This window comes from Variovorax sp. MPBD4-3 (assembly GCF_058809745.1).
Genome location: NZ_JBXASW010000004.1, coordinates 1 through 25,385 on the forward strand (window position 1 = coordinate 1; position 25,385 = coordinate 25,385).

A 25,385-nucleotide genomic window follows, 5' to 3' on the forward strand; every position below is an offset into this window, starting at 1 on the left:
CGGTAGTGGTTTTGTCGGCCTGCCCGTGGCCGGGGGCTCGAATCCCCCCGCCAGCAATCCGCCGCCGGCGTCCATGGCTTTCTCGGGCACGGCCGCGTCGGGCCTGCCGCTGTCGGGCACGGTCACCGTCAAGGACGCCAAGGGCGCCACCAAGACCGTGCAGTTGTCTTCCAACGGCGGCTACACGGTGGACGTGACCGACATGACCGCGCCTTTCGTGTTCCGCGCCGAGGGCACGGTGGGCGGCCAGCGCGTGGTGATCCACTCGGCCGCGACCGCCGCGGACGCCAACGGCACCATCAACATCACGCCGCTGACCGACCTGGTGGTGGCCAACATCGCCGGCAAGGTGGCCGACAAGTACTTCGACGGCGGCGATTTCGCTGCGCTGTCGGCCACGGAGCTCAAGGCCGAATCCGACGCGCTCAAGGCCAAGCTGCTGCCGGTGCTGCTGGCAATGGGCGTGGACTCGAGCATCGACCTGCTGCGCACTGCGTTCTCCCCGTTGTCGAGCGCGCTGGACAAGGCACTGGACGTGCTGCGCGTGAGCGTGGACCCTGCCACCAACGTCGCCACCATCACCAACATCGTCACGCAGCAGCAGGTCGTGGACGACCTCGCGGTCAAGGCCGCCCAGGACGCCGGCACCACGCCGATGAGCGGCACCGGCATGGAGACCGCGGCCGACGACGTGGTGCTGATCCGCAAGGCGCTCTCCGACATCACGGCCAAGTTCGCGAACGGGCTGCCCGCGCCGGCCGATCTGCTGCCGCTGCTGACCAGCACCAGCAACAGCGCCTACAACTTCCGCCTGGCCGATGCGAGCGCCAGCGACTTCGTGAGCGACCTGGCGGGCGACACCAACATGGTGGGCGCGAGCTTTGCCGACGTGGTCATCAACCGCATCAACTACACGGTCGACGGCACCAACAACCTGGCGCCGCGCGCCTTCGTCGAGTTCACGCACAGGGACAAGAACGGCGTGGCTTTCAGCAACAACAAGAGCATGCAGATCGTGAAGGGCAACGACGGCGTGTGGCGCTTGCGTGGCGACGGCCGCGTGCTCGACATCAACCCGCACATCCAGGCCTTCAAGGACCCGTTGTCGGGCTGCGTGATCACGGGGCTGGAGTTCGCGATCAGGGACCCGAACCCCAACAACAGCAACGCGGCGGTCGCCGTGGTGGTGACCGGGCCGGGCCTTCCGCCGAACGGGCTGCGCCATGTGCGCCCCGCGCTGGCGGGCGACTACTGGCCGATCCAGGGCAACAACGGCAGCAACCAGTACGCGCTGGCATCGAACTGCGCCGGCGCATCGACGGCGGGGCTGAGCGACAGTGCCATCGCGGCGATACCGGCCGCGCCCGAATACACCTTCACGGCCTACACCAGCAACGACACGGTCGCGCAGATCACGAGCAGCACGTTCGACATCGTCTACAAGCAGAGCTTCAATGCGCGGCCGTTCACGCTGGCCGAGGCGGCGGCTTTGGCCTACCCGAGCTTCACGACCACGCCGGCGCTGGCTTCGTACAGCGGCGGCAGCGACTTCGCGGTCAGCGCGACGGGCCTGAACCCGGCGTTTTCGTCGGAGTTCTTCCTGGCGCTGGCCGGCGCCACCTCGACGCCGAGCAAATGGTCGGACCAGGCCGACGTGGCGCCGTCGGCCGCGGGTGCCGCGTCGCACACCTTCAATGCGCCGACCATGTCAGGCCTCGTGCTGCGCAGCATGTTCGTGAGCACGCGCGACGCCAACTGGCGCGAAGTGGTGCTGCGCCAGGCCAACTGAGTGAACTGCCGGCTGGCGGCTACTGCGGCGGCTGGCGGCCGTTGAGGTAGGGCTCGGGGTCCACGGGGTTGCCGTTCCTGCGGATCTCGAAGCGCAGCTTCACGCGGTCGGCGTTGCTGCGGCCCATTTCGGCGATCTTGTCGCCCTGGCGCACCACGGTGCCTTCCTTGACGAAGATGGTCTGCAGGTGCGCGTAGGCGGTGAGGAAGGTCTCGTTGTGCTTGATGATGACCATGTTGCCGTAGGCCGGCAGTTCGCCGCCCACGTACACCACGCGGCCGTCGGCCGAGGCCAGGACCGGGTCGCCGAGCGTGCCGGCGATGTCGATGCCCTTGGTGCGGTCGCCGTCGAAGCGCGCAATGATCGGGCCGTTGACGGGCCGGATGAACTGTGCCGCGGGGCGCTGTGCCACCGGTGGCTTGGCCGCCGGGGCCGTGGGCCAGGGCGTGTTGAGATCGACGGTGGTGCACGCCGCGAGGCTCGCGGCAAGCAGCGCTGCAGCGCCGGTACGGAAAGCAAGAGTCTGGAGTTGCATGGCGCCTTGTTGGAACGGATTCGTTGCGGAGGGTTCCTTCGGTGCGGCTCCACCGGGCGGAGCCGCGCGAGCGATGCTAGCAAACTCGCGCGCCGGCTCCCCGGGAAGTGCCGGGCAGCAAAGGGGCAGTGGGGCGCGCGCTACTTGAGCGGAATCGGCGTGCCGCGGTCGATGGGCACGGCGGTCACGCTGTTCTTCGGCGAGCCGTCGACCAGCAGGTCGGAGTAGGTCAGGTAGACCAGCGTGTTGCGCTTGGGGTCGACCATGCGCACCACGCGCAGCCGCTTGAAGAGGATCGACAGCCGCTCGCTGTAGACCTCTTCGCGCTTGGGCAGCGGTTGCGTGATGCTCACCGGGCCGACCTGGCGGCAGGCGATGGAGGCTTCGGACTTGTCCTCCGCCACGCCGAATGCACCGGCCAGCCCGCCGGTCTTGGCGCGCGACACATAGCAGGTGACGCCGCTGACCTTGGGATCGTCGTAGGCCTCGATCACGATCTTGTGGTCGGGGCCGATGAGCTTGAAGGCGGTGTCGACGTCGCCCACCGTTTCCGCGTGTGCCGTGGCAGCCAGGATGAACCCGAGGCCGAGCGCGGTGCGCAGCAGGGTGGAGCGAAGTGTCATGGTGTCGTGCGGTTTCAGATGAGGTCGATGGTGTGGACGCGGTCGAAGCTGCCGCGCCGGCGGTCTTCGAAGTAGTGCTCGAGCGTTTCGCGCACGGTGCGAAAGGCGATTTCTTCCCAGGGAATCTCTTCCTCGGTGAAGAGCTTCGCCTCGATGGTCTCGTGGCCGGGGTCGAACTTGTCGTCGAGCAGGCGCGCGCGGTAGAACAGGTGGACCTGGCCCACGCGCACGACGCTGATCACCGAGAACAGGCCTTCCATCTCGAAGTTCGCGCCGGCCTCTTCGTCGGTCTCGCGGGCCGCGCCCTGGGCGGTGGTTTCCTCGAGTTCCATGAAGCCGGCGGGCAGGGTCCACTTGCCCCAGCGCGGCTCGATGTTGCGCTTGCACAGCAACACCTTGTCGCCCAGGACCGGAATGGTGCCCACCACGTTGAGCGGGTTCTCGTAGTGGATGGTGTTGCAGGCCGGGCAGATGGCGCGCTGCTTGGTGTCGCCGTCGTCCGGAACGCGGTAGACCACGGCGGTGCCGCAGTTCTTGCAGTGCTTGATGGGAACGCGCAGGAGCATGAAGCCGTCCGCCGCCTTCAGACGATCCTGACGGTCAGCGCCGGCAGGCCCGCGACTTCGCCCACCAGCGTGTCGCCGGCCACCACGGCGGCCACGCCTTCAGGGGTGCCCGTGAAGATCAGGTCGCCGGGCTGCAGCTCCCACGCGGCCGACAGGTGCTCGATGGTCTCGGCCACGTTCCAGATCAGCTTGCTCACGTTGCTGCGCTGGCGGTCGGCGCCGTTCACCTGCAGGGAGATCTCGGCTTTTTCGGCGTCGCCGGCCTGTGCCACGGGCACGATCGGGCCGATGGGCGCGCTCTGCTCGAAGCTCTTGCCGATGTCCCAGGGGCGGCCTTGTTTCTTCATGTCGTTCTGCAGGTCGCGGCGCGTCATGTCGAGCCCGACCGCGTAGCCGTAGATGTGCTTGTGCGCATCGGCTGCCGCGATGTTCTTGCCGCCGGTGCCGATCGCCACCACCAGTTCGATCTCGTGGTGCAGGTTCTTGGTGAGCGTGGGGTAGGCCATGGCGCCGGTCTGGCCGGCATCGACCGTCACCAGCGCGTCGGCGGGCTTCATGAAGAAGAAGGGCGGCTCGCGGCCGGTGAAGCCCATTTCCTTGGCGTGATCTTCGTAGTTGCGGCCCACGCAGTAGATGCGGTGCACCGGGAAGCGGGCGGGCTGGCCGGCCACGGGAACAGAAACGGTGGCGGGCGGGGCGAAGACAAACTCGGAAGCCATTGCGACGTGTCCTTTTTCAGCGAAACCTGGCGGGGAAACCGGCAGTGTGCCAGAGGCGGGAGGCTCACAATAGCGCCTCCCGCGCAACCCCATTTCTTCGTTTCCAGTTTTCACAATGCCAATCCGCCTCGGCAAAGCCGGCAAAGCCACCGCCTTCAATGAACTCGGCCGACGGCGCGACGACGAGGGCGACCAGGACGGCGCGCTCGAAGCCTACGCACAGGCCAGCGCCGTCCACCCGTACTGGGCGGCGCCCTGGTACAACGCCGGGCTCATCCACAAGTACCGCGGCGACTGGGCCGCGTCGCTGCAGGCCAATGCCCGCGCGGTGCAATGCGAGCCGGACAACCAGGGCGCGCTCTGGAACCTGGGCATCGCGGCCACGGCGCTGGGCGACTGGGCCACGGCGCGGCGCGCATGGCGCCAGTACGGCATCGGCATTCCGGACGGCGAAGGGCCGATCGATTTCTTCGTCGGCCTTACGCCCATCCGCGTGCACGGCGACGAGGCCAGCGAGGTGGTGTGGGCCGATCGCATCGACCCGGCCCGCGCCATCCTGCGCAGCGTGCCGACGCCGGCCTGCGGCCACCGCTGGGGCGACCTCGTGCTGCACGACGGCGCGGCCAACGGCTACCGCATGCGCGGCGATCGCGAGGTGCCGGTGTTCGACGCGCTGGAGTTGATCGCGCCGTCGGAGCACGGCACCTATGAAGTGACGATCGAGGGCGTGGCGCAGGAAGACATCGACGCGCTCATCCGGCGTTTCGAGGCGGCCGATGCCAGCGCCGAGAACTGGACCACCAGCATGCAGGTGCTCTGCCGCGCCTGCTCCGAAGGGCGTCCCCACGGCGAGGGGCACAACCACGAACCCGGCGAGCCGCCCGGCGCGCGCGGCCCGTGGCGCCTGGGCATCGCGGCCCGGGAGGAGGGCGCCGCGCTGCGCGTCCTTGCGGAATGGCGCGAAACAGCGGCGCCGGGCTGCGTGCTCGGCGAGCTGCGCTGCCTGCTGGTGGGCGTGCCTCGTACTTGATGGCGCGCTATGCTCGGAAAACCATGAAGCTGCACAACTATTTCCGCTCCTCTTCCTCGTTCCGCGTGCGCATCGCCCTCAACCTGAAGGGCCTCGATTACGAGTACGTTCCCGTGCACATCGCGCGCGGCGAACACCGCACCGGCTCCTATCCCGCCATCTCCGCCGACATGCTGGTGCCGTTGCTCGAAGACGAGGGCGAGCGCTTCTCGCAGTCGATGGCCATCATGGAATACCTCGACGAAGTGCACCCCGAGCCGCCGCTGCTGCCCAGCGACCCGGCCGGCCGTGCGCATGTGCGCGCGCTGTCGCAGTCGATCGCCTGCGAGATCCATCCGCTCAACAACCTGCGCGTGCTCAAGTACCTCGTGAAGGACCTGAAGCTCGACGAGGAAGCCAAGAACAACTGGTACCGCCACTGGGTGCGCGATGGCATGCTGGCCTTCGAGCGCCAGCTCGCGCAGCACCCCGCCAGCACCTACTGCTGGGGCAACGCGCCCACCATGGCCGACTGCTGCCTGGTGCCGCAGATCTTCAACGGCCGCCGCTTCGACTGCGACTTCAGCGGCCTGCCGCGCACCATGGCCGCATTCGAGGCCTGCATGGAGCTCGACGCCTTCCAGCGCGCGCAGCCCTCGCAGGCGCCCGACGCGGAAGCCTGAAGCCGATGGATGCGCGCTGGCTCGTGCCCGAGTGGCCCGCGCCGCCGAACGTGCGGGCCGTGTGCACCACACGAGACGGCGGGGTTTCGCAGGGGCGATACCAGAGCCTGAACCTCGGCGACCACGTGGCCGACGATGCCGCGCACGTCGCTGAGAACCGCAGGCGCCTGCGCGAAGCCGTCGCCGCGCGGCCGGTCTTCCTGCAGCAGGTGCACGGCACCGGCGTGGTCGCCCTCGACGACAAGCAGCACGTGGTGCGCGACGGCACGGCGGCCGATGGCTGCACCGCCACCGCCACGGGGCTGGCCTGCACCATCATGGTGGCCGACTGCCTGCCCGTGCTTTTCACCGACGAAGCGGGCCACCGCGTGGCGGCCGCGCATGCCGGCTGGCGCGGACTGGCGGGCGGCGTGCTCGAGCAAACCGCACGGTCGTTCGCACCGGACTCGTCCGGCAAGGTCATCGCATGGCTGGGGCCTTGCATCGGGCCGAAGGCCTTCGAGGTCGGCTCCGAGGTCAAGGCCGCGTTCGAGGCGCATTCGCCCGAGGCCGCCGCGTGCTTCATCCCCTCGGCCGCCGCCGGCAAGTGGCTGGCCGACCTGCCCGCGCTCGCACGCCAGCGCCTGAACGCGGCCGGGGTCGCTTCGGTGCATGGCAACGACGGCACCGACGCGTGGTGCACCGTCGCCAATGGCTCAAGGTTCTTTTCGCACCGGCGCGACGGTATCAGCGGGCGATTCGCCGCGCTGGTCTGGAAGGTCTGAGGCCGCTGCTTCTTCGGCCCTGGCGGCGCGGCGTGCGGCTTCCTGCGCCTCGGCCTCGCGCTGCTTGATGGCCCGCCGCCGCGCCGGGGTACTCATCAGGTAAACCACCAGTGCCAGCGGCGCCAATCCGTACAAAAGAAATGTGAAGATGGCGCCCGGCACCGTGCCCGTGGTGTTGGTGGCTTCGGCCACCGCCATCATGAGTGCGACGTAGAGCCAGCCGATCACGATCAAATGGATAAACACGGAATTTCAGTCGGTAAGGGAAAGAGCGGCGTTGTGGGTGCCTTGTGAATGCAGGATACTCAAATCACGCAAGCCATCCGTTTCGTTTCAGGCGAGGACCAGGAGACATGATGAAGCAACAAGCCGCGGGGGCCGATGCGTTCGCGCCCTTCCAGCAAGCAATGACCGAGGGATGGACCAAGGCGCTGGAAGCATTCCAGCAATCCGCCACGCAGGGGGCCACGGCCTTCAACGTCGGCGGCACGCCGCTGTGGCAGATGCCGCAGATGTCGCCGTCGAAGCTGCCCGAGCTGCCGAAGCTGTCCATCGACCCCGAAAAGCTCAAGGCCATCCAGCAACAGTACGTTGCAGAAGCAACCGATCTCTGGCGCCGCGGCTTCGACGCCAGGCCCGAAGGCGACAAGCGCTTCGCCAGCGAAGCCTGGGGCAGCAACCCGCTGTCGGCCTTCTCGGCGGCCGTGTACCTTCTCAATGGCCGCACCATGCTCAGCATGGCCGAGGCCATCGACGCCGACGAGAAGACCAAGGCGCGCATGCGCTTCGCGGTCGAGCAATGGATGGCCGCCTCGTCGCCCAGCAATTCGCTCGCCTTCAATGCAGAGGCCCAGAAGAAGGCCATCGAGACGCAGGGTGAGAGCATTGCCAAGGGCATCCAGAACCTGCTGCACGACATGAAGCAGGGCCACGTCAGCATGACCGACGAGAGCGCCTTCGAAGTGGGCCGCAACGTGGCCACCACCGAGGGTGCGGTGGTCTTCGAGAACGACTATTTCCAGCTGCTCGAATACAAGCCCCTCACCGCCAAGGTGTACGAGCGGCCGTTCCTGCTGGTGCCGCCGTGCATCAACAAGTTCTACATCCTCGACCTGCAGCCCGAGAACTCGCTCATTCGCTATGCGAACGAGCAGGGCCACCGCGTGTTCGTGGTGAGCTGGCGCAACCCCGACGAGTCGATGGACAAGGCCACCTGGGACGACTACATCGAGAACGCCGCCATCAAGGCGATCCACACGGTGCAGGAGATCAGCGGCAGCAAGCAGATCAACACGCTGGGCTTCTGCGTGGGCGGCACCATCCTGAGCACCGCGCTGGCGGTGCTCGCGGCGCGCGGCGAGAAGCCGGCCGCGTCGGTCACGCTGCTGACCACCTTCCTCGATTTCAGCGACACCGGCATCCTCGACATCTTCGTGGACGAGCAGATGGTGCAGTACCGCGAAATGCAGCTCGGCAAGGGCGGCCTGCTGCCCGGCGGCGACCTGGCCTCCACCTTCAGCTTCCTGCGGCCGAACGACCTCGTCTGGAACTACGTGGTCGGCAACTACCTCAAGGGCGAGACCCCCCCGCCGTTCGACCTGCTGTACTGGAACAGCGACGCCACCAACCTGCCGGGGCCGTTCTATGCCTGGTACCTGCGCAACACCTACCACGAGAACAAGCTGGCCAAGCCCAACGCGCTCACCGTGTGCGGCCAGAAGATCGACCTGGGCAGCATCGACATTCCGGCCTACATCTACGGCTCGCGCGAAGACCACATCGTGCCCATCGGCGGCGCCTATGCCTCCACGCAGCTGCTGCCGGGCAAGAAGCGCTTCGTGATGGGCGCGTCGGGCCACATCGCCGGCGTGATCAACCCGCCCGCCAAGAAAAAGCGCAGCCACTGGATCCGCGAGGACGGCAAATTCCCCAAGACCCAGGCCGAATGGCTCGCCGGCGCGCAGGAACACCCCGGCAGCTGGTGGACCGACTGGGCACAATGGCTCAAGGGACACGCGGGCAAACAGATCCCCGCGCCCAAGGCTTATGGCAACGGCAAGGCCTACAAGGCCATCGAGCCGGCGCCGGGCCGCTATGTGAAGGCCAAGGCCTGAGCGCAACAGATTTCAAATCACTTCAACGGAGAACCTCATGGAAGACATCGTCATCGTTTCGGCCGCGCGCACGGCTGTCGGCAAGTTCGGCGGCTCGCTCGCCGGCATTCCTGCCACCGAGCTGGGCGCCATCGTCATCAAGGAAGTGATCGCGCGCGCCAACCTCACGGCCGAACAGGTCGGCGAGGCCATCATGGGCCAGGTGCTCGCGGCCGGCGCCGGCCAGAACCCCGCGCGCCAGGCATGGCTGAAGAGCGGCGGCGCCAAGGAAACGCCGGCGCTCACCATCAACGCCGTGTGCGGCTCCGGCCTGAAGGCCGTGATGCTGGCGGCTCAGGCCGTGGCCACAGGCGACAGCGAGATCGTGATTGCCGGCGGCCAGGAAAACATGAGCGCCGCGCCGCACGTGCTGCCCAATTCGCGCAACGGCCAGCGCATGGGCGACTGGAAGCTGGTCGACACCATGATCGTGGACGGCCTGTGGGACGTCTACAACCAGTACCACATGGGCATTACCGCCGAGAACGTGGCCAAGAAGTTCGGCATCGACCGCGCCGCGCAGGACGAGCTGGCACTGGGCAGCCAGACCAAGGCCGCGGCCGCGCAGGACGCCGGCAAGTTCAAGGACGAGATCGTCGGCGTGAGCATTCCGCAGAAGAAGGGCGACCCCGTCATCTTCGATACCGACGAGTTCATCAACCGCAAGACCAGCGCCGAAGGCCTGGCCGGCCTGCGCCCCGCCTTCGACAAGGCCGGCGGCGTGACCGCGGGCAATGCCTCGGGCCTGAACGACGGCGCCGCAGCCGTGATGGTCATGACGGCCAAGAAGGCCGCCGCGCTCGGCCTGAAGCCGCTGGGCCGCATCGCCAGCTACGCCACCGCCGGCCTCGACCCCGCCATCATGGGCATGGGCCCGGTGCCCGCGTCGACCAAGGCGCTGCAGCGCGCCGGCTGGAAGGCCGCCGACCTCGACCTGCTCGAGATCAACGAAGCCTTCGCCGCGCAGGCCTGCGCCGTGAACAAGGAAATGGGCTGGGACGTGAACAAGGTGAACGTCAACGGCGGCGCCATCGCCATCGGCCACCCCATCGGCGCGTCGGGCTGCCGCATCCTGGTGACGCTGCTGCACGAAATGCAGCGCCAGAACGCCAAGAAGGGCATCGCGTCGCTGTGCATCGGCGGCGGCATGGGCGTTGCGCTGACGATCGAACGCTGATCGCAGCAACCGGGCGCTTGCGCCCGTCGGTGTCGCCGCTCAGCGCGACATCGACGGCCGCTGCGCCATTGCAGCGCGCCAGCGCAGCAGCTCGGGGTGCTGCTCCCCCGGCTTGACCCGCACCACGCGGGCGAAGTCCACCGCCACCACGGCGGTGATGTCGGCAATGCTGAACTGGTCTGTGGCGATGAACTCGCGGCCGGCCAGCCGCTCGTTCAGCGTCTCGAAGAAATGCTGCACGCGCGCCAGCCCGCGCTGCGCGAGTTCGGGAATCTGGGCGTAGTTCACCGGGCCGGGCAGGGCGCGGCCGGCCATGGCCGGCGAGCCGTTGCGCAGTGTTTCGGCAATGGCCAGCAGGCCTTCGAATTCCACGCGCCAATTCCAGCTGGCGATCTCGGCTTTTTCGGCTGGCGTGCGGCCCAGCAGCGGCGGCTCGGGGTAGCGCGCTTCCAGCCAGGCCGCGATGGCGGCGTTGTCGGTCAGGAGGCCGTCTTCCTCGGTGCGCAGCGCGGGCACCGTGCATTGCGGATTGATCTCTCGGTAGGCGGCGCCCAGTTGTTCGCCGCGCACGAGGTCGACCTGCACCGTTTCATGGGCAATGCCCTTCTCGGCAAGCAGGATGCGCGCGCGCCGCGGGCTGGGCGCCGTGGCGCAGTCGTAGAGAATGATCATCGTCTGTCCAACTCCTGGAATTCATCGCATGAATGGCACGACCGCCTATACGCCGCCCACCGTCTGGTCCTGGAACAAGGAAAGCGGTGGCCGCTTCGCGAACATCAATCGCCCGATCGCGGGTGCCACCCATGACAAGGACCTGCCGACCGGGAAGCACCCGCTGCAACTCTATTCGCTCGCGACGCCCAACGGCGTGAAAGTCACGGTGATGCTGGAAGAACTGCTGGCGCTGGGCCATGCCGGCGCCGAGTACGACGCCTGGCTGATCCGCATCAACGACGGCGACCAGTTCGGCAGCGGCTTCGTGGCGGTGAACCCGAATTCCAAGATCCCGGCGCTGCTGGACCGCAGCGGCGCGGCGCCCGTCCGGGTGTTCGAGTCGGGCGCGATCCTGCAGTACCTGGCCGAGAAGTTCGGCGGCGCCTTCCTGCCGGCCGAGCGCGCGGCCCGCGCCGAATGCCTGTCGTGGCTGTTCTGGCAGATGGGCAGCGCGCCTTATTTGGGCGGCGGCTTCGGGCACTTCTACGCCTACGCCCCGACGAAGATCGAATACGCCATCGACCGCTTCGCGATGGAAGTCAAACGCCAGCTCGACGTGCTCGACCGCCGGCTGGCCGAGAGCCGCTACCTGGCCGGCAGCGAATACACCATTGCCGACATGGCCGTCTGGCCCTGGTACGGCACGCTGGCCAAGGGACAGCTGTACGAAGCGGGCGAGTTCCTGCAGGTGGGCGAATACAAGAACGTGCTGCGCTGGACCGACGAGATCGCGCAGCGCCCCGCGGTGCAGCGCGGCCGCATGGTCAATCGCGCCTGGGGCCAGCCGTCGAGCCAGTTGCTCGAGCGGCACGACGCCAGCGACTTCGACACCCGCACGCAGGACAAGCTGCAACCGCCGGCCTGAGCCAACCCGCAACAAACAAGGAGCTTCGATGAGCGACAGGATCCTGGTCTTCTACGGCTCGTACCGGTCCGACCGCATGGGCGTGCGCCTGGCCGACTACATCGTCGCGGGGCTCAACGGGCGAGGCGCGCAGGCGGAGCTGATCGACGCCAAGGCCGTCGACCTGCCCATGCTCGACCGCATGTACAAGGAGTACCCCAAGGGCACCGCGCCGGCGGCGATGGAAGCCCTGGCCGAAAAGATCCGCACGGCCGACGCCTTCGTCTTCGTGACCGGCGAATACAACTGGGGCCCGCAGCCCGGCCTCAAGAACCTGACGGACCACTTCCTGGAGGAGTGGTTCTGGCGGCCCGCCGCGGTTGCGAGCTACTCGGCGGGGCGCTTCTCGGGTGTGCGCTCGGGCACGGTGTGGCATTCGATCCTGTCGGAGATGGGCATGGTCGTGGTGTCGAGCACGCTCGCGGTCGGGCCGATCTCTCAGACGCTGGACGCGCAGGGCAAGCCCACGGGCAGCGCGGGCGATTCGCTCGACCGATCGTTCGGGCGGTTCGCTGACGACCTGGCCTGGTGGACCGAGGCGGCCCGGGCGCAGAGAGGGCGCAAGGCGCCGCCTTACTGAGCCCTGAAAGCCCGGTATCGGCGGTGCGCCCGAAGCATCTTGTACACCGCCCAAAATTTAGGCATGTTGTTGAATCCCCTTATAAAACAACAGCTTAGATTGCTTTTACAAGGCTCCACCTGAGTTACCCCCAAAGTTGTGCACAGAAAATGGGGAGTAACCCTGGCGGGTGCGGTTCCGCGCGCAAGTTGGCGGCACGCAGCGAAAAAATTTTGCTCTGCATCGTGCGTTCAGGTCGCACTCCAGCCATCCTCTGCTAGGAATCCGGGCAGAAAAATGCCTTCGAACCGGCGTTCGGGCGCCAAGGTTGTGCACCGCTCAAATTTTGAGCAAAGTGTGGAATACCTATATAAAACAATGAGTTGCAGCGCTTTTACAATGCTCCTCATGAGTTACCCCCAAAGTTGTGCACAGAAAATGGGGAATACGCGCATCGGCTCAGGTTTTGCGCACAACTTGCGGTGAATCGGGCTGCCCCAGCGTCCGCGCCTCGTCGGCGTAGTGACGGCACAAGGTTTCCACCAGCGCCTGTGCATATATCGGCAACGCCGCCCGGTCGCGCACCAGCAGGTAGCGCTCCCGCACGCACCATGCATCGCTGAGGTCGATCAGCGCGAGCTGCATGCTGTCCTGGTTGCGCCGCGCGGCCGACTCGGGCACCACGCCGATGCCCACGCCGCTGCCGATCATCCGGCACATGGCGTCGAAGCTGCCCAGCTGTATGCGCAGCTTCTGGCGCTTGCCCAGGTTGTCGGTGATCTGCGCCAGGAAGGTCTGCAGCGTGCTGCCCTGCTGCATGCCGATGGCGTCCTCGTCGAGCGTCTCGGCAAAGGCGATGCTGCGGCGCCTGGCGAAGCGGTGCTTGCGCGACGTGGCCAGCACCAGCCGGTCGGTGCTGAAGTGGATGGCTTCCAGCCCCAGCGTGTCGACGCGGCCGGCGACGATGCCGATGTCGGCGCGGCCGTCGAGCACGCCGCGCGGAATCTGAGCATTCGGTTTTTCCTGAAGGTCGACGTTGATGCGCGGGTTGTTCGCAAGAAAGCCCGGCAGGATCTCGGGCAGGAAGTCGGTCACGGCCGTGGTGTTGGCGAACACGCGCAGGTGGCCGCGCAGGCCGCCGCCGTATTCGAGCAGGTCGGCGCGCAGCTGCTCCGTCTGGTGCAGCACGAGGCGCGCGTGGTGCAGGAAGGCTTCTCCCGGCGGCAGCAGCCGTACGCCGCGGGCCTCGCGCTGCAGCAGTTGCAGGCCGGCCTGCGTTTCCAGCGCCTTGATGCGCGCGCTGGCGGCGGCCAGCGACAGGTGCTGGCGCTCGGCGGCCCGCGTGAGGTTGCCGAGTTCGGCCGTGGCCACGAAGAGCCGCAGGTCGGTGAGGTCGAAGAGCATCGCCTGATCTTAGTCAAGCCTTCGGAATCGCAGAAGGCTGGGTTCCGAATTCGCAGATTGCGCGCGCGGGTAGTGCCGACGACCATGCGGCCATGGAGACAAGAAACATGAGCTTTCGCGCATTCGCGCTGCTGGCGCTCGCCGCCGCCGCCACCCTGTTGCAGCCGGCTGCGGCCAGCGCCGAGCCATACCCCTCGCGCCCCGTCACGCTGGTCGTGCCGCAGGCGGCCGGCGGCACCAACGACATCGTCGGGCGCCTCGTGGGCCAGAAGCTCGGCGAAGTGATGAACAACGCCAGCGTGGTGGTCGACAACCGGCCCGGCGCAGGCGGCAACATCGGCACGCAGCTGGTGGCCAAGGGGCCGAAGGACGGCTACACCCTGCTCATGACCATCAGCAGCAGCCAGGCCATCAACCCGGCGCTGTACAAGAACCCCGGCTTCGACCCGGTGAAAGACTTCAAGCCCGTCGGGCTGATCGGCGCGGTGCCCAACGTGCTGCTGGTCAACCCGTCGTTTCCGGCAAGGAACTTCGCCGAGTTCCTGAAGCTCGCCCGGCAGAAGGGCGCCAACTACCAGTACGCCTCGGCCGGCAACGGCACGCTCAATCACCTGCTCGGCGAAATGCTCAACAGCATGGCCGGCATCTCGCTGCAGCACGTGCCGTACAAGGGCGTGGCGCCGGCGCTCAACGACGTACTGGGCGGGCAACTGCCGATCGTGTTCGCGAGCCTGCCTTCGGCGCTCTCGCACATCAAGGCCGGCAAGCTGCGCGCGCTGGCCGTGAGCGGCGACAAGCGCTCGCCGGTGCTGCCCGACGTGCCCACCATCGCCGAGGCCGTGCCCGGCTACAACGGCACGCTGTGGATCGGCCTGTTCGCGCCCGCCGGCGTTCCGGCCGACGTGATCGCGACATTGCAGGACGCCACGCGCAAGGCGCTGGCCTCGAAGGACCTGCGCGACAAGCTGGACCAGCAGGGCGTGGAGATCGCGCCCGACACCTCCCCCGAACAGTTCGCGAAGCTGCTGCAGGACGACCTCGCCAAGTGGGCGCGCATCGTCAAGGCATCCGGCGCCGCGGTCGATTGAACCGAAGCATCGAAGCAACCCCCCACCCATGAGCGAGCAAACCTCCCCGAACCCCCGCCTGATCGACGACGACACCTTGGCAAAGCTGCAGGCCTGGCAGGGCCGCAGCGAAACGCTGGCCGACGACATCACCGCCGCGCCCGTGCGCGCGCTGTCCGCCACCCTCGACCGCGACGACGCCGCGCCCGCGGCCAGCACGCGCCTGCCCGAGCTGTGGCACTGGCTCTACTTCCTGCCGCACCACCGCCAGTCGGAAATCGGCGAGGACGGCCACGCCCGGCGCGGCGGCTTCCTGCCGCCGGTGCCGCTGCCGCGCCGCATGTGGGCCGGCGGCCGGCTCCATTGGGAGGCTGGCAATCCGCTGCGGGTCGGCGACAAGGTGGAGCGCACCTCGACCATCGCGTCGGTCACGCACAAGGCGGGCCGAACCGGCGAGCTGGTGTTCGTGCTGGTGCGCCACGAGGTGCGCAACGAGCGCGGCCTGGCGCTGACAGAGGAGCACGACATCGTCTACCGCGCCGCCGCGCAGCCCGGCGAATCGGGGCCGCCACCCACGCCGGCGCCGAAGGACGCCGCCTTCAGCCGCGACATCGCGCCCGACGACGTGCTGCTGTTCCGCTACTCGGCGCTGACCTTCAACGGCCACCGCATCCACTACGACCGGCGCTACGTGACGCAGGTCGAGGGCTACCCCGGCCTGATCGTGCACGGCCCGCTGATCGCGACGCTGCTGGTCGACCTGCTGCGCCGCAACGTGCCGGACGCGCAGCTCGCGCGCTTCGAGTTCCGCGCGGTCCGCCCGACTTTCGATACCGCGCCGTTCCGCGTGCACGGCAAGCCGGGTGCGGACGGCAAGACATTCAGCCTGTGGGGCGAAGACGCCGACGGCTGGCTCACGATGCAGGCCACGGCCGTGCTGGCCTGAAGAGGGAGGACGAACCCATGACCCGACCACTGGACGGCATCACCGTCGTTTCTCTCGAACATGCCATTGCCGCGCCGTTCTGCACCCGGCAGCTGGCCGACCTCGGCGCGCGCGTCATCAAGGTGGAGCGGCCCGGCGCTGGCGACTTCGCGCGGGCCTACGACGAGCGCGTGGGCGGCGAGGCCTCGCACTTCGTGTGGGTCAACCGCTCGAAGGAAAGCATCACGCTCGACCTCAAGCAGCCCGCCGCGCTCGAGGTGCTGCGGCAGCTGGTGGCCGAAGCCGACGTGCTGGTGCAGAACCTCGCGCCCGGCGCGGCGCAGCGCATGGGGCTCGGCGCACAGGCGCTGCAGGCGGAGCATCCGAGGCTCATCGTGTGCGACATCTCGGGCTACGGCGACGACGGCCCGTACCGCGACAAGAAGGCCTACGACCTGCTGATCCAGAGCGAGGCCGGCTTCCTGTCTGTCACGGGCACGCCCGACGAGCCCTGCAAGTCGGGCAATTCCATCGCCGACATCGCGGCGGGCATGTACGCCTACACCGGCATCCTCGCGGCGCTGCTCCAGCGTGGCAAGACCGGCAAGGGCTCGCACATCGACGTGTCGATGCTGGAGTCGCTGGCCGAATGGATGGGCTACCCGATGTACTACGCCTACGACGGCGCACCGCCGCCGCCGCGCAGCGCCGCGTCGCACGCGACCATCTATCCCTACGGCCCGTTCCCGGCGGGCGACGGCGGCACGGTGATGCTGGGCCTGCAGAACGAGCGCGAATGGCGGGTGTTCTGTGAGAAGGTGCTGCTGCAGCCGGGGCTCGCGACCGACGCGCGCTTCGACAGCAACGCACGGCGCAACGAACACCGCGAAACCCTGCGCGCGGTGATCGTCGAGACCTTCGGCGCGCTGAGCACCGCGCAGGTGCTCGAGCGGCTCGACACCGCGCAGATCGCCAACGCGCGCATGAACGACATGGCCGGCCTCTGGGCGCATCCGCAACTGCAGGCGCGCGAACGCTGGCGGCAGGTGGGCTCGCCGGCCGGGGACATTCCCGCGTTGCTGCCGGCCGGGCGGCAGAGCGCGTTCGACTACCGCATGGACCCGATCCCCGCGGTCGGCCAGCACACCGACGCCATCCTGCGCGGCCTGGGGCGCAGCGAGGAGGACATCGCGGCACTGCGCGAGGCGGGGGCGGTGTGAGCGGCAATTCCCTCGCGCCACCGGCACCCCTGGCACCCTTGGCGCTGGCGCGCGCCTTCCTCTTCGTGCCGGCCGACCGGCCCGAGCGCCATGCCCGCGCGCTGGCGACCGGCGCGGGCGGCGTGATCGTCGACCTGGAAGACGCCGTGGCGCCCGAGCGAAAGGTGGCGGCGCGCGACGGGCTCGAGGCCTCGTTTGCCGCACTATCGGCCGCCCAGCGCGGCCGCCTGCTGGTGCGCGTGAACGCCCAGGGCACGCCGTGGCACGGCGACGACTGCGCGCAGGTCGGCATGCTGGTGACGCAAGGACTGGTCGCCGGCGTGATGCTGCCCAAGGCCGAGCGCGCCGAAGACCTGGCGCGGCTGGCGGAAGCCGTCGGGCCGCGGGGCTTGCTGGTGCCGCTGATCGAATCGGCCGCCGGGCTCGCTTCCATCGATGAGCTCGCTGCCGCCCCGCAGGTGCTGCGCCTGGCTTTCGGCAATCTCGACTTCCAGGCCGACCTGGGCCTGGCCTGCGGCGCGGACGAAGCCGAGCTGGTTCCGGTGCGGCTGGCACTGCTGCTCGCCACGCGCCGCGCCGGGCTGCCCGCACCCATCGACGGCGTGACGCCCGACTGGCGCGACGCGCAGCGCCTCGCGGCCGACACCGCGCGCGCCCGCCGCGGCGGCTTCGGCGCCAAGCTGTGCATCCACCCCGACCAGGTCGCGCCGGTGCATGCGGCACTCGGCCCGAGCGTCGACGAACTGGCCTGGGCCCGCCGCGTGATCGAGGCGACGCGGGCGTCGGGCGGCGGCGTGGTCAGCCTCGACGGCCGCATGGTCGACGCGCCCGTCGTGCGGCTCGCCGAGCGGCTGCTCGCGCCCGATGCCCCGCCACCGTCCTGAGACAGATACCTGCCCATAACCATAGGAGACAAAGAAGTGACAGCAACCAAGAAGACCTGGAAATTCAAGACCCTGATCGCGGCCGCCTCGGCGGGCGCCTGCCTGCTGGCGGCGCAATCGCCCGCCTCGGCGCAGGCCCCGTGGCCCGACAAGCCCGTCACCATGGTCGTGCCGTATTCCGCCGGCGGCCCGACCGACGTGGTGGCGCGCATGCTCGCCATTCCGATGGGCAAGTCGCTCGGCCAGACGGTGATCGTCGAAAACACGGTGGGCGCGGGCGGCACCATCGCGCCGGCGCGCGTGGCCCGGGCCGCGCCCAACGGCTACACCATCCTGATCCACCACATGGGCATGGCCACCGCGCCCGCGCTCTACAAAAAGCTCAACTACGACCCGCTGAAGGACTTCGAATACGTCGGCCAGGTGCTGGACGTGCCGATGACGCTGCTGTCGCGCAAGGACTTCCCGGCCAACAGCTACCAGGAACTGCTGGCCTACGTGAAGGCCAACAAGGACAAGGTCACGCTGGCCAATGCGGGCGTGGGGGCGGTGTCGCAGCTGTGCGGGCTGCTCTTCATGAACCAGATCGGCGTGCAGCTCACCACCGTGCCCTACAAGGGGGCGGGCCCGGCGCTGAACGACCTGATGGGCGGGCAGGTCGACCTGCTGTGCGACCAGACCACGCAGACCGCGCCGGTCATCAAGGACGGCAACCGCGTGAAGGTGTTCGGCGTGACCACGCCGAAGCGGCTGTCGAGCATGCCGAACATCCCGACGCTGGACGAGCAGGGCCTCAAGGGCTTCGACGTGCGGGTGTGGCACGGCATCTACGCGCCCAAGGGCACGCCGCCCGCGGTGATCGAGAAGCTGAACGTCGCCTTGCGCGCCGCGTTGCAGGACGACATGGTCAAGCACCGCCTGGCCGAACTCAGCTCGGAGATCGTGCCGCTGGACAAGCAGACGCCGGAGAGCCTGCGCACGCACCTCGCGGCGGAAGTCGAGAAGTGGGGCAAGGTGATCCGCGCGGCGGGCGTGCAGGCGGACTGAGCCTTCGCTTCAGGCGGGCGGGGCTTCTTCGGGCTGCGCCCGCAGCGTCTCTTCGAACAGCGCGAGCAGCTGTCGCGCGAACAGGTCCATGTTGAGCGGCCGGTCGGTGCCGCCGTTCTCGATGGTGCGGCTCACCGTGGCCGCGCCGCCGACCACGGCGAGGCACACATGCCCCGGCGCGTCGCCGTAGGGGCTGCCCGCCGGTCCGGCGGCGCCGCTTTCGCTGATGCCCCAGCTCGTGTGGTGGCTGTCGCGCACCCGGCCGGCGACCAGGCGGGCGTAGGGCTCGGTCTCGCCGCGCATGCCGGCCATGTCTTCGGCGGTGAGGCCCAGCAGCGCCCGGCCCGCGCGCCGCGAATAGACCACCGCGCCGCCCCTGAAATACGCCGACGCGCCCGGCACGGCGAGCAGCGCGGCCGACACCAGCCCGCCGGCCGAGGATTCGACGACCGAGACGGTCTGGCCACGCGCACGCAGCAGGCCGCCCACGCGCGCGGCCAGCACCGCCAGTTGCTCCGGGGTGGAGATGGAGGAGGGCTGCGTTCTCATGGCTTGGCGAACGGGGTGCCGGGGCGCTTCACGTAGGCCGGCGCGCGTTCGTGGCTCGCCGTGCTGCCGTAGACCGTGTCGGCCGGGTAGTACTCGGCCTGCAGCTGCACCTTGGCGGCGGCTTCCTCTCCCGCGGTGTGGGCGATGAAGGCCAGCATCAGGTCGGTGCCGGCCGAAACCCCGGCGGAAGTCCAGACGTTGCCGTCCCGCACGAAGCGCTGCTCGACCACCTTCACGTCGCCCAGCGCGCGCAGTCGGTCGAGCGAACCCCAGTGCGTGGTCGCGGTCTTGCCCGACAGCAACCCGGCCGCGTGCAGCACGAAGGCGCCAGTGCACACCGACAGCAGCGCGCGGCAGGTGGGCGCCTGGTCGGCCAGGAAACGGGTCAGCACCGGGTTGTCGACCTCGCGCCGGGTGCCCATGCCGCCGGGCACCAGCAGGTAGTCCAGCGGCGGGCAGTCGGCAAAAGACACGTGCGGGTTGACCGACAGGCCCTTGGCGCAGGCCACCGGCTCGCGCTTCTCGGCCACGATCAGGCAGTTGGCGGGACCGCCGGCCAGCTTGCTCCACATGGTGAGCATTTCCCATGGTCCGACGAAATCGAGCTCTTCGACGTCGGGGAAGATGATGATCCCGAAATTCATACTTTCGAACTCCTTGATATTTCCGTGGCGTAGGTGGTCATGCAAGAACTGCAGGTGCGCGGGCGATGCGAGGATAGAGTCTGCGCTGAAGCCACGCTTCGTGACAGCTGGTTGCAAGCTTGGCTCAGTGTTTTCCTCAGAGTTCGGTGGTCCGAAACTCGCTAGAGTGAAGGCGGCCGTTCAGGCTTTTGCTACGTACATAAAGGAATTCTCATGAGCAAGAAAGTTGCATATGTCACCGGGGGCATGGGGGGCATCGGAACAGCCATCTGCCAGCGTCTGCACAAGGACGGGTTCACTGTGGTCGCAGGTTGCGGCCCCACGCGCGACTACGCCAAGTGGCTCGCCGAACAGAAAGCCGAAGGCTTCGAGTTCCATGCCTCGGTCGGCAATGTCGGCGACTGGCAATCCACCGTCGAAGCCTTCTCCGCCGCCAAGGCAGCGCACGGCCCCATCGACGTGCTGGTCAACAACGCCGGCATCACGCGCGACCGCATGTTCCTCAAGATGACGCCCGAGGACTGGAGCGCGGTCATCGAAACCAACCTCAACAGCATGTTCAACGTCACCAAGCAGGTGGTCGGCGACATGGTCGAGAAGGGCTGGGGCCGCATCATCAACATCAGCTCGGTGAACGGCGCCAAGGGCCAGGCGGGCCAGACCAACTATTCGGCGGCCAAGGCCGGCATGCACGGCTTCACCATGGCGCTGGCGCAGGAGCTGGCAAACAAGGGCGTGACGGTCAACACCGTGAGCCCGGGCTACATCGGCACCGACATGGTCAAGGCCATCCGCCAGGAAGTGCTCGACAAGATCGTGGCCACCATCCCGGTCAAGCGCCTGGGCGAGCCGAGCGAAATCGCGTCGATCATCTCGTGGCTCGCCACGGACGAAGGCGGCTACAGCACCGGGGCCGACTTCTCGGTCAACGGCGGCCTGCACATGCATTGAACATGCTGACCGGCACCTGAAGAAAAAACCCGCCTCGGCGGGTTTTTTTGTTCACGATGCGGCTTCTACGAATGGAAACCTGATCCGACGCAACCTACAGTTCCGAATCCTCCGGAGGCATCCATGGAAAACACAACAAGTAAATCCGCCAAGAAGCTCCCTCTGTACCGCTCCCTCTACGTGCAGGTGATCACCGCGGTGATCATCGGCGTGCTGCTCGGCCATTTCTACCCCTCGGTCGGGGAGGCGATGAAGCCGCTGGGCGACGGCTTCATCAAGCTCATCAAGATGATCATCGCGCCGATCATCTTCTGCACGGTGGTGGTCGGCATCGCCGGCATGGAAGACATGAAGAAGGTCGGCAAGACCGGCGGCCTGGCGCTGCTGTACTTCGAGGTCGTCTCCAGCATCGCGCTGGTGGTCGGGCTGGTGCTGGTCAACGTGCTGCAGCCCGGCGCCGGCATGAACGTCGACCCGGCCACGCTCGACACCAAGTCGATCGCCTCGTACACCGGCCCCGGCAAGATGACCGGCACCGTCGACTTCATCCTGAACATCATCCCCAACACCATCGTCGACGCGTTCGCCAAGGGCGAGATCCTGCAGGTGCTGCTGATCGCGGTGCTTTTCGGCTTCGCGCTGCACCGCTTCGGCGGGCGCGGCACGCTGGTGTTCGACGTGATCGAGAAGGGCTCGCACGTGCTCTTCGGTATCGTCAACTACATCATGAAGCTGGCGCCCATCGGCGCCTTCGGCGCGATGGCCTTCACCATCGGCAAGTACGGGCTGGGCAGCCTGTTCTCGCTGGGCAAGCTGATGGGCACCTTCTACCTGACCTGCCTGCTGTTCATCTTCGTGGTGCTGGGGCTCATCGCGCGCTTCCACGGGTTCAGCATCTGGAAGTTCATCAAGTACATCAAGGAAGAGCTGCTGATCGTGCTGGGCACGTCGTCCAGCGAATCGGTGCTGCCGCGCATGATGGAGAAGATGGAGAACCTGGGCGCCAACAAGACCTGCGTGGGCCTGGTCATTCCCACGGGGTACTCGTTCAACCTCGACGGCACGTCGATCTACCTGACGATGGCGGCGGTGTTCATCGCGCAGGCCACCAACACGCCGATGACGCTCACGCAGGAGATCACGCTGCTGGCGGTGCTGCTGCTCACCTCGAAGGGGGCCGCGGGCGTCACGGGCAGCGGCTTCATCGTGCTGGCGGCCACGCTGTCGGCCGTGGGCCATGTGCCGGTGGCGGGGCTCGCGCTCATCCTGGGCATCGACCGCTTCATGTCGGAAGCCCGCGCGCTCACCAACCTGATCGGCAACGGCGTGGCCACCATCGTGGTCGCCAAGTGGACCAACGAGCTGGACGAGAACCGGCTGCAGGCAGGGCTCAACAACGAGACCTGGGTCGAGGCGCAGGAGCCCGAGGCGCTGGACGCCGCGCGCAGCAGCAAGATGGCCGGATAGCCGGATAGCCGGGGAGCAGCCCCCTGCAACGCCGGCGGCCCGGCGGTAAAGCCGGTCCCGCGGTGTTGCGTGAAGAGTCCTGCCAGCCTCGAAGGTTGGGCATCGTTCCTGCAAAATGGAGCGATGCCCCATAGCGTCTCCCTCATCAACACCATTGCCGCCGGCCTGGGGCTTGCGCTCGTTTTCGGTTTCCTGGCGGCCAAGCTGCGGCTGCCGGCGCTGGTCGGCTACCTGCTGGCCGGCGTGATCATCGGCCCGTTCACACCGGGCTTCGTGGCCGATGCGGGCATTGCCGCCCAGCTCGCCGAGATCGGCGTGATGCTGCTGATGTTCGGCGTCGGCCTGCATTTCTCCCTGGACGACCTGCTGGCGGTGCGCAAGATCGCGCTGCCCGGCGCGCTCGCGCAGATCGCGGTGGCCACGCTGCTCGGCGGCGGCCTGGCCATGTGGTGGGGCTGGAGCCCCGGCGCTGCGCTGGTGTTCGGCCTGGCGCTGTCGGTGGCCAGCACGGTGGTGCTGCTGCGCGCACTCGAGAGCCTGGGCATCCTCGATTCGTTCACCGGGCGCATCGCCATCGGCTGGCTGGTGGTCGAAGACCTGGCAATGGTGCTGGTGCTGGTGCTCATGCCGCCGCTGGCCGGCACGCTGGGCGGCCATGCCGCGCAGGAAGGGCCGGCCGACCCGTTGTGGCAGACCCTGGGTCTCACGCTGCTGCAGGTCGGCGGCTTCGTGGCGCTGATGCTGGTGGTGGGGCGGCGCGTGTTCCCGTGGATCCTCTGGCAGGTCACGCGCACCGGTTCGCGCGAGCTGTTCACGCTGTGCGTGGTGGCGGCCGCCGTGAGCATCGCCTTCGCGTCGGCGGCGCTGTTCGGCGTGTCGTTCGCGCTGGGCGCTTTCTTCGCGGGCATGGTCATGCGCGAGTCGCAGTTCGCGCACCGCGCAGCGGAAGAGTCGCTGCCGCTGCGCGACGCCTTCGCGGTGCTGTTCTTCGTGTCGGTCGGCATGCTGTTCGATCCCTCGGTGCTGATCGAGCGGCCGCTTCAGGTGCTGGCGGTGGTGCTGGTGATCGTGCTGGGCAAGTCGCTCGCGGCGTGCGCGCTGGTGCTGGTGTTCCGCTACCCGCTGGGCACGGCGCTCACGGTGAGCGCGAGCCTGGCGCAGATCGGGGAGTTCTCGTTCATCCTGGCGGGGCTTGGGGTGTCGCTCGGCCTGCTGCCGGTGGAGGGGCAGAGCCTGGTGCTGGCGGGCGCGCTCATCTCCATCGCCACCAACCCGCTGTGGTTCAGCCTGATCGGGCCGATGCAGAAATGGCTGCACGCGCACTCGTCGTTCGCGCGCGGGCTCGAGTCGCGCGACGACCCGCTGGCCGAACTGCCCATGACCACCGAGGCCAAGTACCTGTCGCGGCAGGTGGTGCTGGTGGGCTATGGCCGCGTCGGTCGCCGCATTGCGGCGGAACTCGACGCCAACGACATTCCCTACGTGGTCGCCGAGCAGAACCGCGAACTGGTCGAAAAGCTGCGCGAAGCCGGCACGCCGGCCGTGTGGGGCGATGCCGCCGATCCGGCGGTGCTGATCCAGGCGCACGTGGCCCGCGCCCGCGTGCTGGTGGTTGCCACGCCCGACGCCATGAACGTGCGCCAGATGATCGAGACGGCGCGCACGCTCAACCCGACCATCCAGACCGTGATCCGCAGCCACAACGAACAGGAAGCCGCGCTGCTCACGCGCGAGGCGGCCGTGACCGTGTTCCTGGGAGAGCAGGAACTCGCGCAGGCCATGGCGCGCGACGTGGTCCAGCGGGCCGTGTCGATGGCGGCCCCGGCCTGACGAACTCAAAGGTCTTCGATCACCAGCGTGCGGTAGCGCTGCGCGATGGAGTAGGGCACGGTGCGCACCAGCACCATGAGCTGCTCGGCCGCTTCGCTGTCCTCGGTCTTCACCAGCAGCGCCGTGTGGCCTTCGCGCGCCAGCTTCGTGTATGCGCGCACGGTCGCGCCTTCGGTGCCGGCGGAGGGCAAGGGGTCGTCGGCAGTCTCCACGGTGGGCGTGATCTGGGAGAGCACGGTTTGCGCGGGAAGCAGGTAGACGTCGTCGCCGCTGGTGCCTTGCTCGATCAGGCCGCGGCCGACGCGCTGGGCATCTTCCGCGTCCGGAAACATGACCATCGAGTAGCCGGTCGGATAGAAGGCTCCGCCGATGGTCGCCCGCATGCCGGGTTCGAGAGTGAAGTTCTTCATGCTGTCTCCTGCTTGTGCATGTGCAAAACATAAAAACATAGGCTGCACGGGGAATCCCCTCTGTAGGAGAAGCCCGGAAGCTGTCAACCGGCCTTGGCCTCCACCCATTCACCAATAAGCACTGCCCAATCCATTCCATGCACACACAGAGAAACATCGCGCTCACTGTCCATGAGCTGGAAAAAGGGGAGTTCTACTGGGTGCTGATGGAAGCGGTCGCCGGAGAGCCCGGAGACGCCTCCCACTTCTACGAGCCGCTGGAAGCGGCGCTCGAGCCCTACGCCAGCTACTCGAACGCCTTGGTGGCCGGCGTGGCGGTGATGCGGCGCCTGTTCGGACCCGACGGCAATAGCGGCTACTTATAATTTCGCGGTTCTGGTTTGTTAATTCTCACGAATCAAACCAGTCAACACGGTTCGAAGGTGCCCCGCCCGCCATGCCATGGCGCCGGGGTTAAACGGGAAGCAGGTGCGCCGGGTCATAGCCGACCCGGTCATTCCTGCGCTGCCCCCGCAACGGTCAGCGGATCGGGAACCCTCAAGCCTGCGCCTCCTTGAAGAGGCCGGCGGCCACTGCGCTTCGGCGTGGGAAGGCGAGGCTTTCTGCTCCGATGCGCATTTCGCGCGTCGGAGCGCTCCGCAAGCCCGGATACCGGCCTTGGAAACCGCCTTCGGACGCTGCGGGAGTGCGTGTCCGGGCCTGCCGCCTCCGCGCTCGCGCCTGGACCGTCATCGCCCCTCCGCTTCTCCCGCCTCGTCCTTTTTCGGACAGAGGAGCCTGCGGGGACGCGGG

General features: G+C 67.9%; 27 protein-coding genes and 1 riboswitch. Of the genes, 17 read left to right on the top strand and 10 right to left on the bottom strand.

Annotation, left to right across the window (positions count from 1 at the left end; genetic code table 11):
* Positions 1-1,789: hypothetical protein (locus AC1RVW_RS03085; RefSeq protein WP_493197946.1), on the top strand; the 1,789-nt coding region annotated here is incomplete at its 5' end.
* Between the two features lie 19 nt (positions 1,790-1,808).
* Here the strand turns inward: AC1RVW_RS03085 and AC1RVW_RS03090 are convergent.
* The 4 genes from AC1RVW_RS03090 to AC1RVW_RS03105 form a co-directional block, all read right to left on the bottom strand.
* On the bottom strand, positions 1,809-2,324 hold the full coding sequence (locus AC1RVW_RS03090; RefSeq protein WP_106934130.1) for a murein hydrolase activator EnvC family protein: 516 nt from the start codon (positions 2,322-2,324) through the stop codon (positions 1,809-1,811).
* A gap of 140 nt (positions 2,325-2,464) precedes the next feature.
* Positions 2,465-2,947, bottom strand: coding sequence for a CreA family protein (locus AC1RVW_RS03095; protein WP_081269587.1), 483 nt, complete (start codon positions 2,945-2,947; stop codon positions 2,465-2,467).
* A 14-nt stretch (positions 2,948-2,961) separates the two neighbouring features.
* On the bottom strand, positions 2,962-3,513 hold the full coding sequence (locus AC1RVW_RS03100; protein ID WP_081269586.1) for an NUDIX hydrolase: 552 nt from the start codon (positions 3,511-3,513) through the stop codon (positions 2,962-2,964).
* A gap of 17 nt (positions 3,514-3,530) precedes the next feature.
* A complete protein-coding gene (locus tag AC1RVW_RS03105; RefSeq protein ID WP_493197949.1) occupies positions 3,531-4,232 on the bottom strand; it encodes a fumarylacetoacetate hydrolase family protein in 702 nt (233 codons plus the stop codon).
* Between the two features lie 115 nt (positions 4,233-4,347).
* Between AC1RVW_RS03105 and AC1RVW_RS03110 the strand changes: the two genes are divergently transcribed.
* From AC1RVW_RS03110 to pgeF, 3 genes are read left to right on the top strand one after another with little or no spacing between them, the layout of a single operon-like run.
* Entirely contained in the window at positions 4,348-5,262 is a 915-nt protein-coding gene (locus AC1RVW_RS03110; RefSeq protein WP_493197951.1) for a tetratricopeptide repeat protein, read from the top strand.
* Between the two features lie 23 nt (positions 5,263-5,285).
* Positions 5,286-5,924 carry a maleylacetoacetate isomerase gene (maiA, locus tag AC1RVW_RS03115; RefSeq protein WP_493197953.1) on the top strand — a complete coding sequence of 213 codons (639 nt, stop codon included), beginning with the start codon at positions 5,286-5,288 and terminating at the stop codon, positions 5,922-5,924.
* A 5-nt stretch (positions 5,925-5,929) separates the two neighbouring features.
* The gene (gene pgeF / locus AC1RVW_RS03120) at positions 5,930-6,688 is read left to right on the top strand and encodes a peptidoglycan editing factor PgeF (RefSeq protein WP_493197955.1); all 759 of its coding nucleotides are present in this window, start codon (positions 5,930-5,932) and stop codon (positions 6,686-6,688) included.
* On the opposite strand, the gene AC1RVW_RS03125 is transcribed toward pgeF, so the two are convergent.
* A complete protein-coding gene (locus AC1RVW_RS03125; RefSeq protein WP_493197957.1) occupies positions 6,620-6,934 on the bottom strand; it encodes a hypothetical protein in 315 nt (104 codons plus the stop codon). The two genes, pgeF and AC1RVW_RS03125, sit on opposite strands and share 69 nt — an antisense overlap.
* A gap of 110 nt (positions 6,935-7,044) precedes the next feature.
* Here AC1RVW_RS03125 and phaC point away from each other — a divergent pair, with 110 nt between their 5' ends.
* On the top strand, positions 7,045-8,802 hold the full coding sequence (gene phaC / locus AC1RVW_RS03130) for a class I poly(R)-hydroxyalkanoic acid synthase (RefSeq protein WP_106937415.1): 1,758 nt from the start codon (positions 7,045-7,047) through the stop codon (positions 8,800-8,802).
* 37 nt (positions 8,803-8,839) lie between these two features.
* Positions 8,840-10,018: an acetyl-CoA C-acetyltransferase gene (locus AC1RVW_RS03135; RefSeq protein WP_081269580.1), complete on the top strand. Its 1,179-nt coding sequence runs from the start codon at positions 8,840-8,842 to the stop codon at positions 10,016-10,018.
* 39 nt (positions 10,019-10,057) lie between these two features.
* Here AC1RVW_RS03135 and AC1RVW_RS03140 read toward each other — a convergent pair whose 3' ends face one another.
* The gene (locus tag AC1RVW_RS03140; RefSeq protein WP_493197959.1) at positions 10,058-10,690 is read right to left on the bottom strand and encodes a glutathione S-transferase family protein; all 633 of its coding nucleotides are present in this window, start codon (positions 10,688-10,690) and stop codon (positions 10,058-10,060) included.
* A 28-nt stretch (positions 10,691-10,718) separates the two neighbouring features.
* On the opposite strand from AC1RVW_RS03140, the gene yghU reads away from it, so the two are divergent.
* Positions 10,719-11,597 (top strand): glutathione-dependent disulfide-bond oxidoreductase, encoded by an 879-nt coding sequence (gene yghU / locus AC1RVW_RS03145; protein ID WP_409195726.1) that lies wholly within the window; start codon positions 10,719-10,721, stop codon positions 11,595-11,597.
* A gap of 28 nt (positions 11,598-11,625) precedes the next feature.
* Positions 11,626-12,216, top strand: coding sequence for an NADPH-dependent FMN reductase (locus AC1RVW_RS03150; protein WP_081269577.1), 591 nt, complete (start codon positions 11,626-11,628; stop codon positions 12,214-12,216).
* A 438-nt stretch (positions 12,217-12,654) separates the two neighbouring features.
* Here the strand turns inward: AC1RVW_RS03150 and AC1RVW_RS03155 are convergent, their stop codons facing one another.
* Positions 12,655-13,599: a LysR family transcriptional regulator gene (locus AC1RVW_RS03155; protein WP_493197962.1), complete on the bottom strand. Its 945-nt coding sequence runs from the start codon at positions 13,597-13,599 to the stop codon at positions 12,655-12,657.
* 107 nt (positions 13,600-13,706) lie between these two features.
* Between AC1RVW_RS03155 and AC1RVW_RS03160 the strand changes: the two genes are divergently transcribed.
* The 5 genes from AC1RVW_RS03160 to AC1RVW_RS03180 are packed head-to-tail and all read left to right on the top strand — an operon-like array spanning position 13,707 to position 18,742.
* The gene (locus AC1RVW_RS03160; RefSeq protein ID WP_493197963.1) at positions 13,707-14,687 is read left to right on the top strand and encodes a tripartite tricarboxylate transporter substrate binding protein; all 981 of its coding nucleotides are present in this window, start codon (positions 13,707-13,709) and stop codon (positions 14,685-14,687) included.
* A 28-nt stretch (positions 14,688-14,715) separates the two neighbouring features.
* Positions 14,716-15,612, top strand: a complete 897-nt coding sequence (locus AC1RVW_RS03165; RefSeq protein WP_493197965.1) for an HTD2 family dehydratase — start codon at positions 14,716-14,718, stop codon at positions 15,610-15,612.
* A gap of 17 nt (positions 15,613-15,629) precedes the next feature.
* The gene (locus AC1RVW_RS03170; RefSeq protein ID WP_493197967.1) at positions 15,630-16,811 is read left to right on the top strand and encodes a CaiB/BaiF CoA transferase family protein; all 1,182 of its coding nucleotides are present in this window, start codon (positions 15,630-15,632) and stop codon (positions 16,809-16,811) included.
* A complete protein-coding gene (locus AC1RVW_RS03175) occupies positions 16,808-17,695 on the top strand; it encodes an HpcH/HpaI aldolase/citrate lyase family protein (protein WP_493197969.1) in 888 nt (295 codons plus the stop codon). The genes AC1RVW_RS03170 and AC1RVW_RS03175 overlap by 4 nt, the downstream gene beginning before the upstream one ends.
* Positions 17,696-17,731: 36 nt before the next feature.
* Positions 17,732-18,742, top strand: coding sequence for a tripartite tricarboxylate transporter substrate-binding protein (locus AC1RVW_RS03180; RefSeq protein ID WP_493197971.1), 1,011 nt, complete (start codon positions 17,732-17,734; stop codon positions 18,740-18,742).
* A gap of 9 nt (positions 18,743-18,751) precedes the next feature.
* Here AC1RVW_RS03180 and AC1RVW_RS03185 read toward each other — a convergent pair whose 3' ends face one another.
* Positions 18,752-19,291: a CinA family protein gene (locus AC1RVW_RS03185; RefSeq protein WP_493197973.1), complete on the bottom strand. Its 540-nt coding sequence runs from the start codon at positions 19,289-19,291 to the stop codon at positions 18,752-18,754.
* Positions 19,288-19,935, bottom strand: a complete 648-nt coding sequence (locus tag AC1RVW_RS03190; RefSeq protein ID WP_106934144.1) for a DJ-1/PfpI family protein — start codon at positions 19,933-19,935, stop codon at positions 19,288-19,290. The genes AC1RVW_RS03185 and AC1RVW_RS03190 overlap by 4 nt, the downstream gene beginning before the upstream one ends.
* Positions 19,936-20,148: 213 nt before the next feature.
* Between AC1RVW_RS03190 and phbB the strand changes: the two genes are divergently transcribed.
* From phbB to AC1RVW_RS03205, 3 genes are all read left to right on the top strand, one after another.
* A complete protein-coding gene (gene phbB, locus AC1RVW_RS03195) occupies positions 20,149-20,886 on the top strand; it encodes an acetoacetyl-CoA reductase (RefSeq protein WP_081269077.1) in 738 nt (245 codons plus the stop codon).
* A 123-nt stretch (positions 20,887-21,009) separates the two neighbouring features.
* Positions 21,010-22,353, top strand: coding sequence for a dicarboxylate/amino acid:cation symporter (locus AC1RVW_RS03200; RefSeq protein ID WP_081269076.1), 1,344 nt, complete (start codon positions 21,010-21,012; stop codon positions 22,351-22,353).
* A 123-nt stretch (positions 22,354-22,476) separates the two neighbouring features.
* On the top strand, positions 22,477-24,183 hold the full coding sequence (locus tag AC1RVW_RS03205; RefSeq protein ID WP_081269075.1) for a cation:proton antiporter domain-containing protein: 1,707 nt from the start codon (positions 22,477-22,479) through the stop codon (positions 24,181-24,183).
* 5 nt (positions 24,184-24,188) lie between these two features.
* Here AC1RVW_RS03205 and AC1RVW_RS03210 read toward each other — a convergent pair whose 3' ends face one another.
* The gene (locus AC1RVW_RS03210) at positions 24,189-24,593 is read right to left on the bottom strand and encodes a hypothetical protein (protein WP_081269074.1); all 405 of its coding nucleotides are present in this window, start codon (positions 24,591-24,593) and stop codon (positions 24,189-24,191) included.
* A gap of 137 nt (positions 24,594-24,730) precedes the next feature.
* Here AC1RVW_RS03210 and AC1RVW_RS03215 point away from each other — a divergent pair, with 137 nt between their 5' ends.
* Positions 24,731-24,958 (top strand): hypothetical protein, encoded by a 228-nt coding sequence (locus AC1RVW_RS03215; protein ID WP_081269073.1) that lies wholly within the window; start codon positions 24,731-24,733, stop codon positions 24,956-24,958.
* A gap of 39 nt (positions 24,959-24,997) precedes the next feature.
* Positions 24,998-25,267: riboswitch (cobalamin riboswitch) on the top strand.
* Positions 25,268-25,385: the final 118 nt, after the last annotated feature.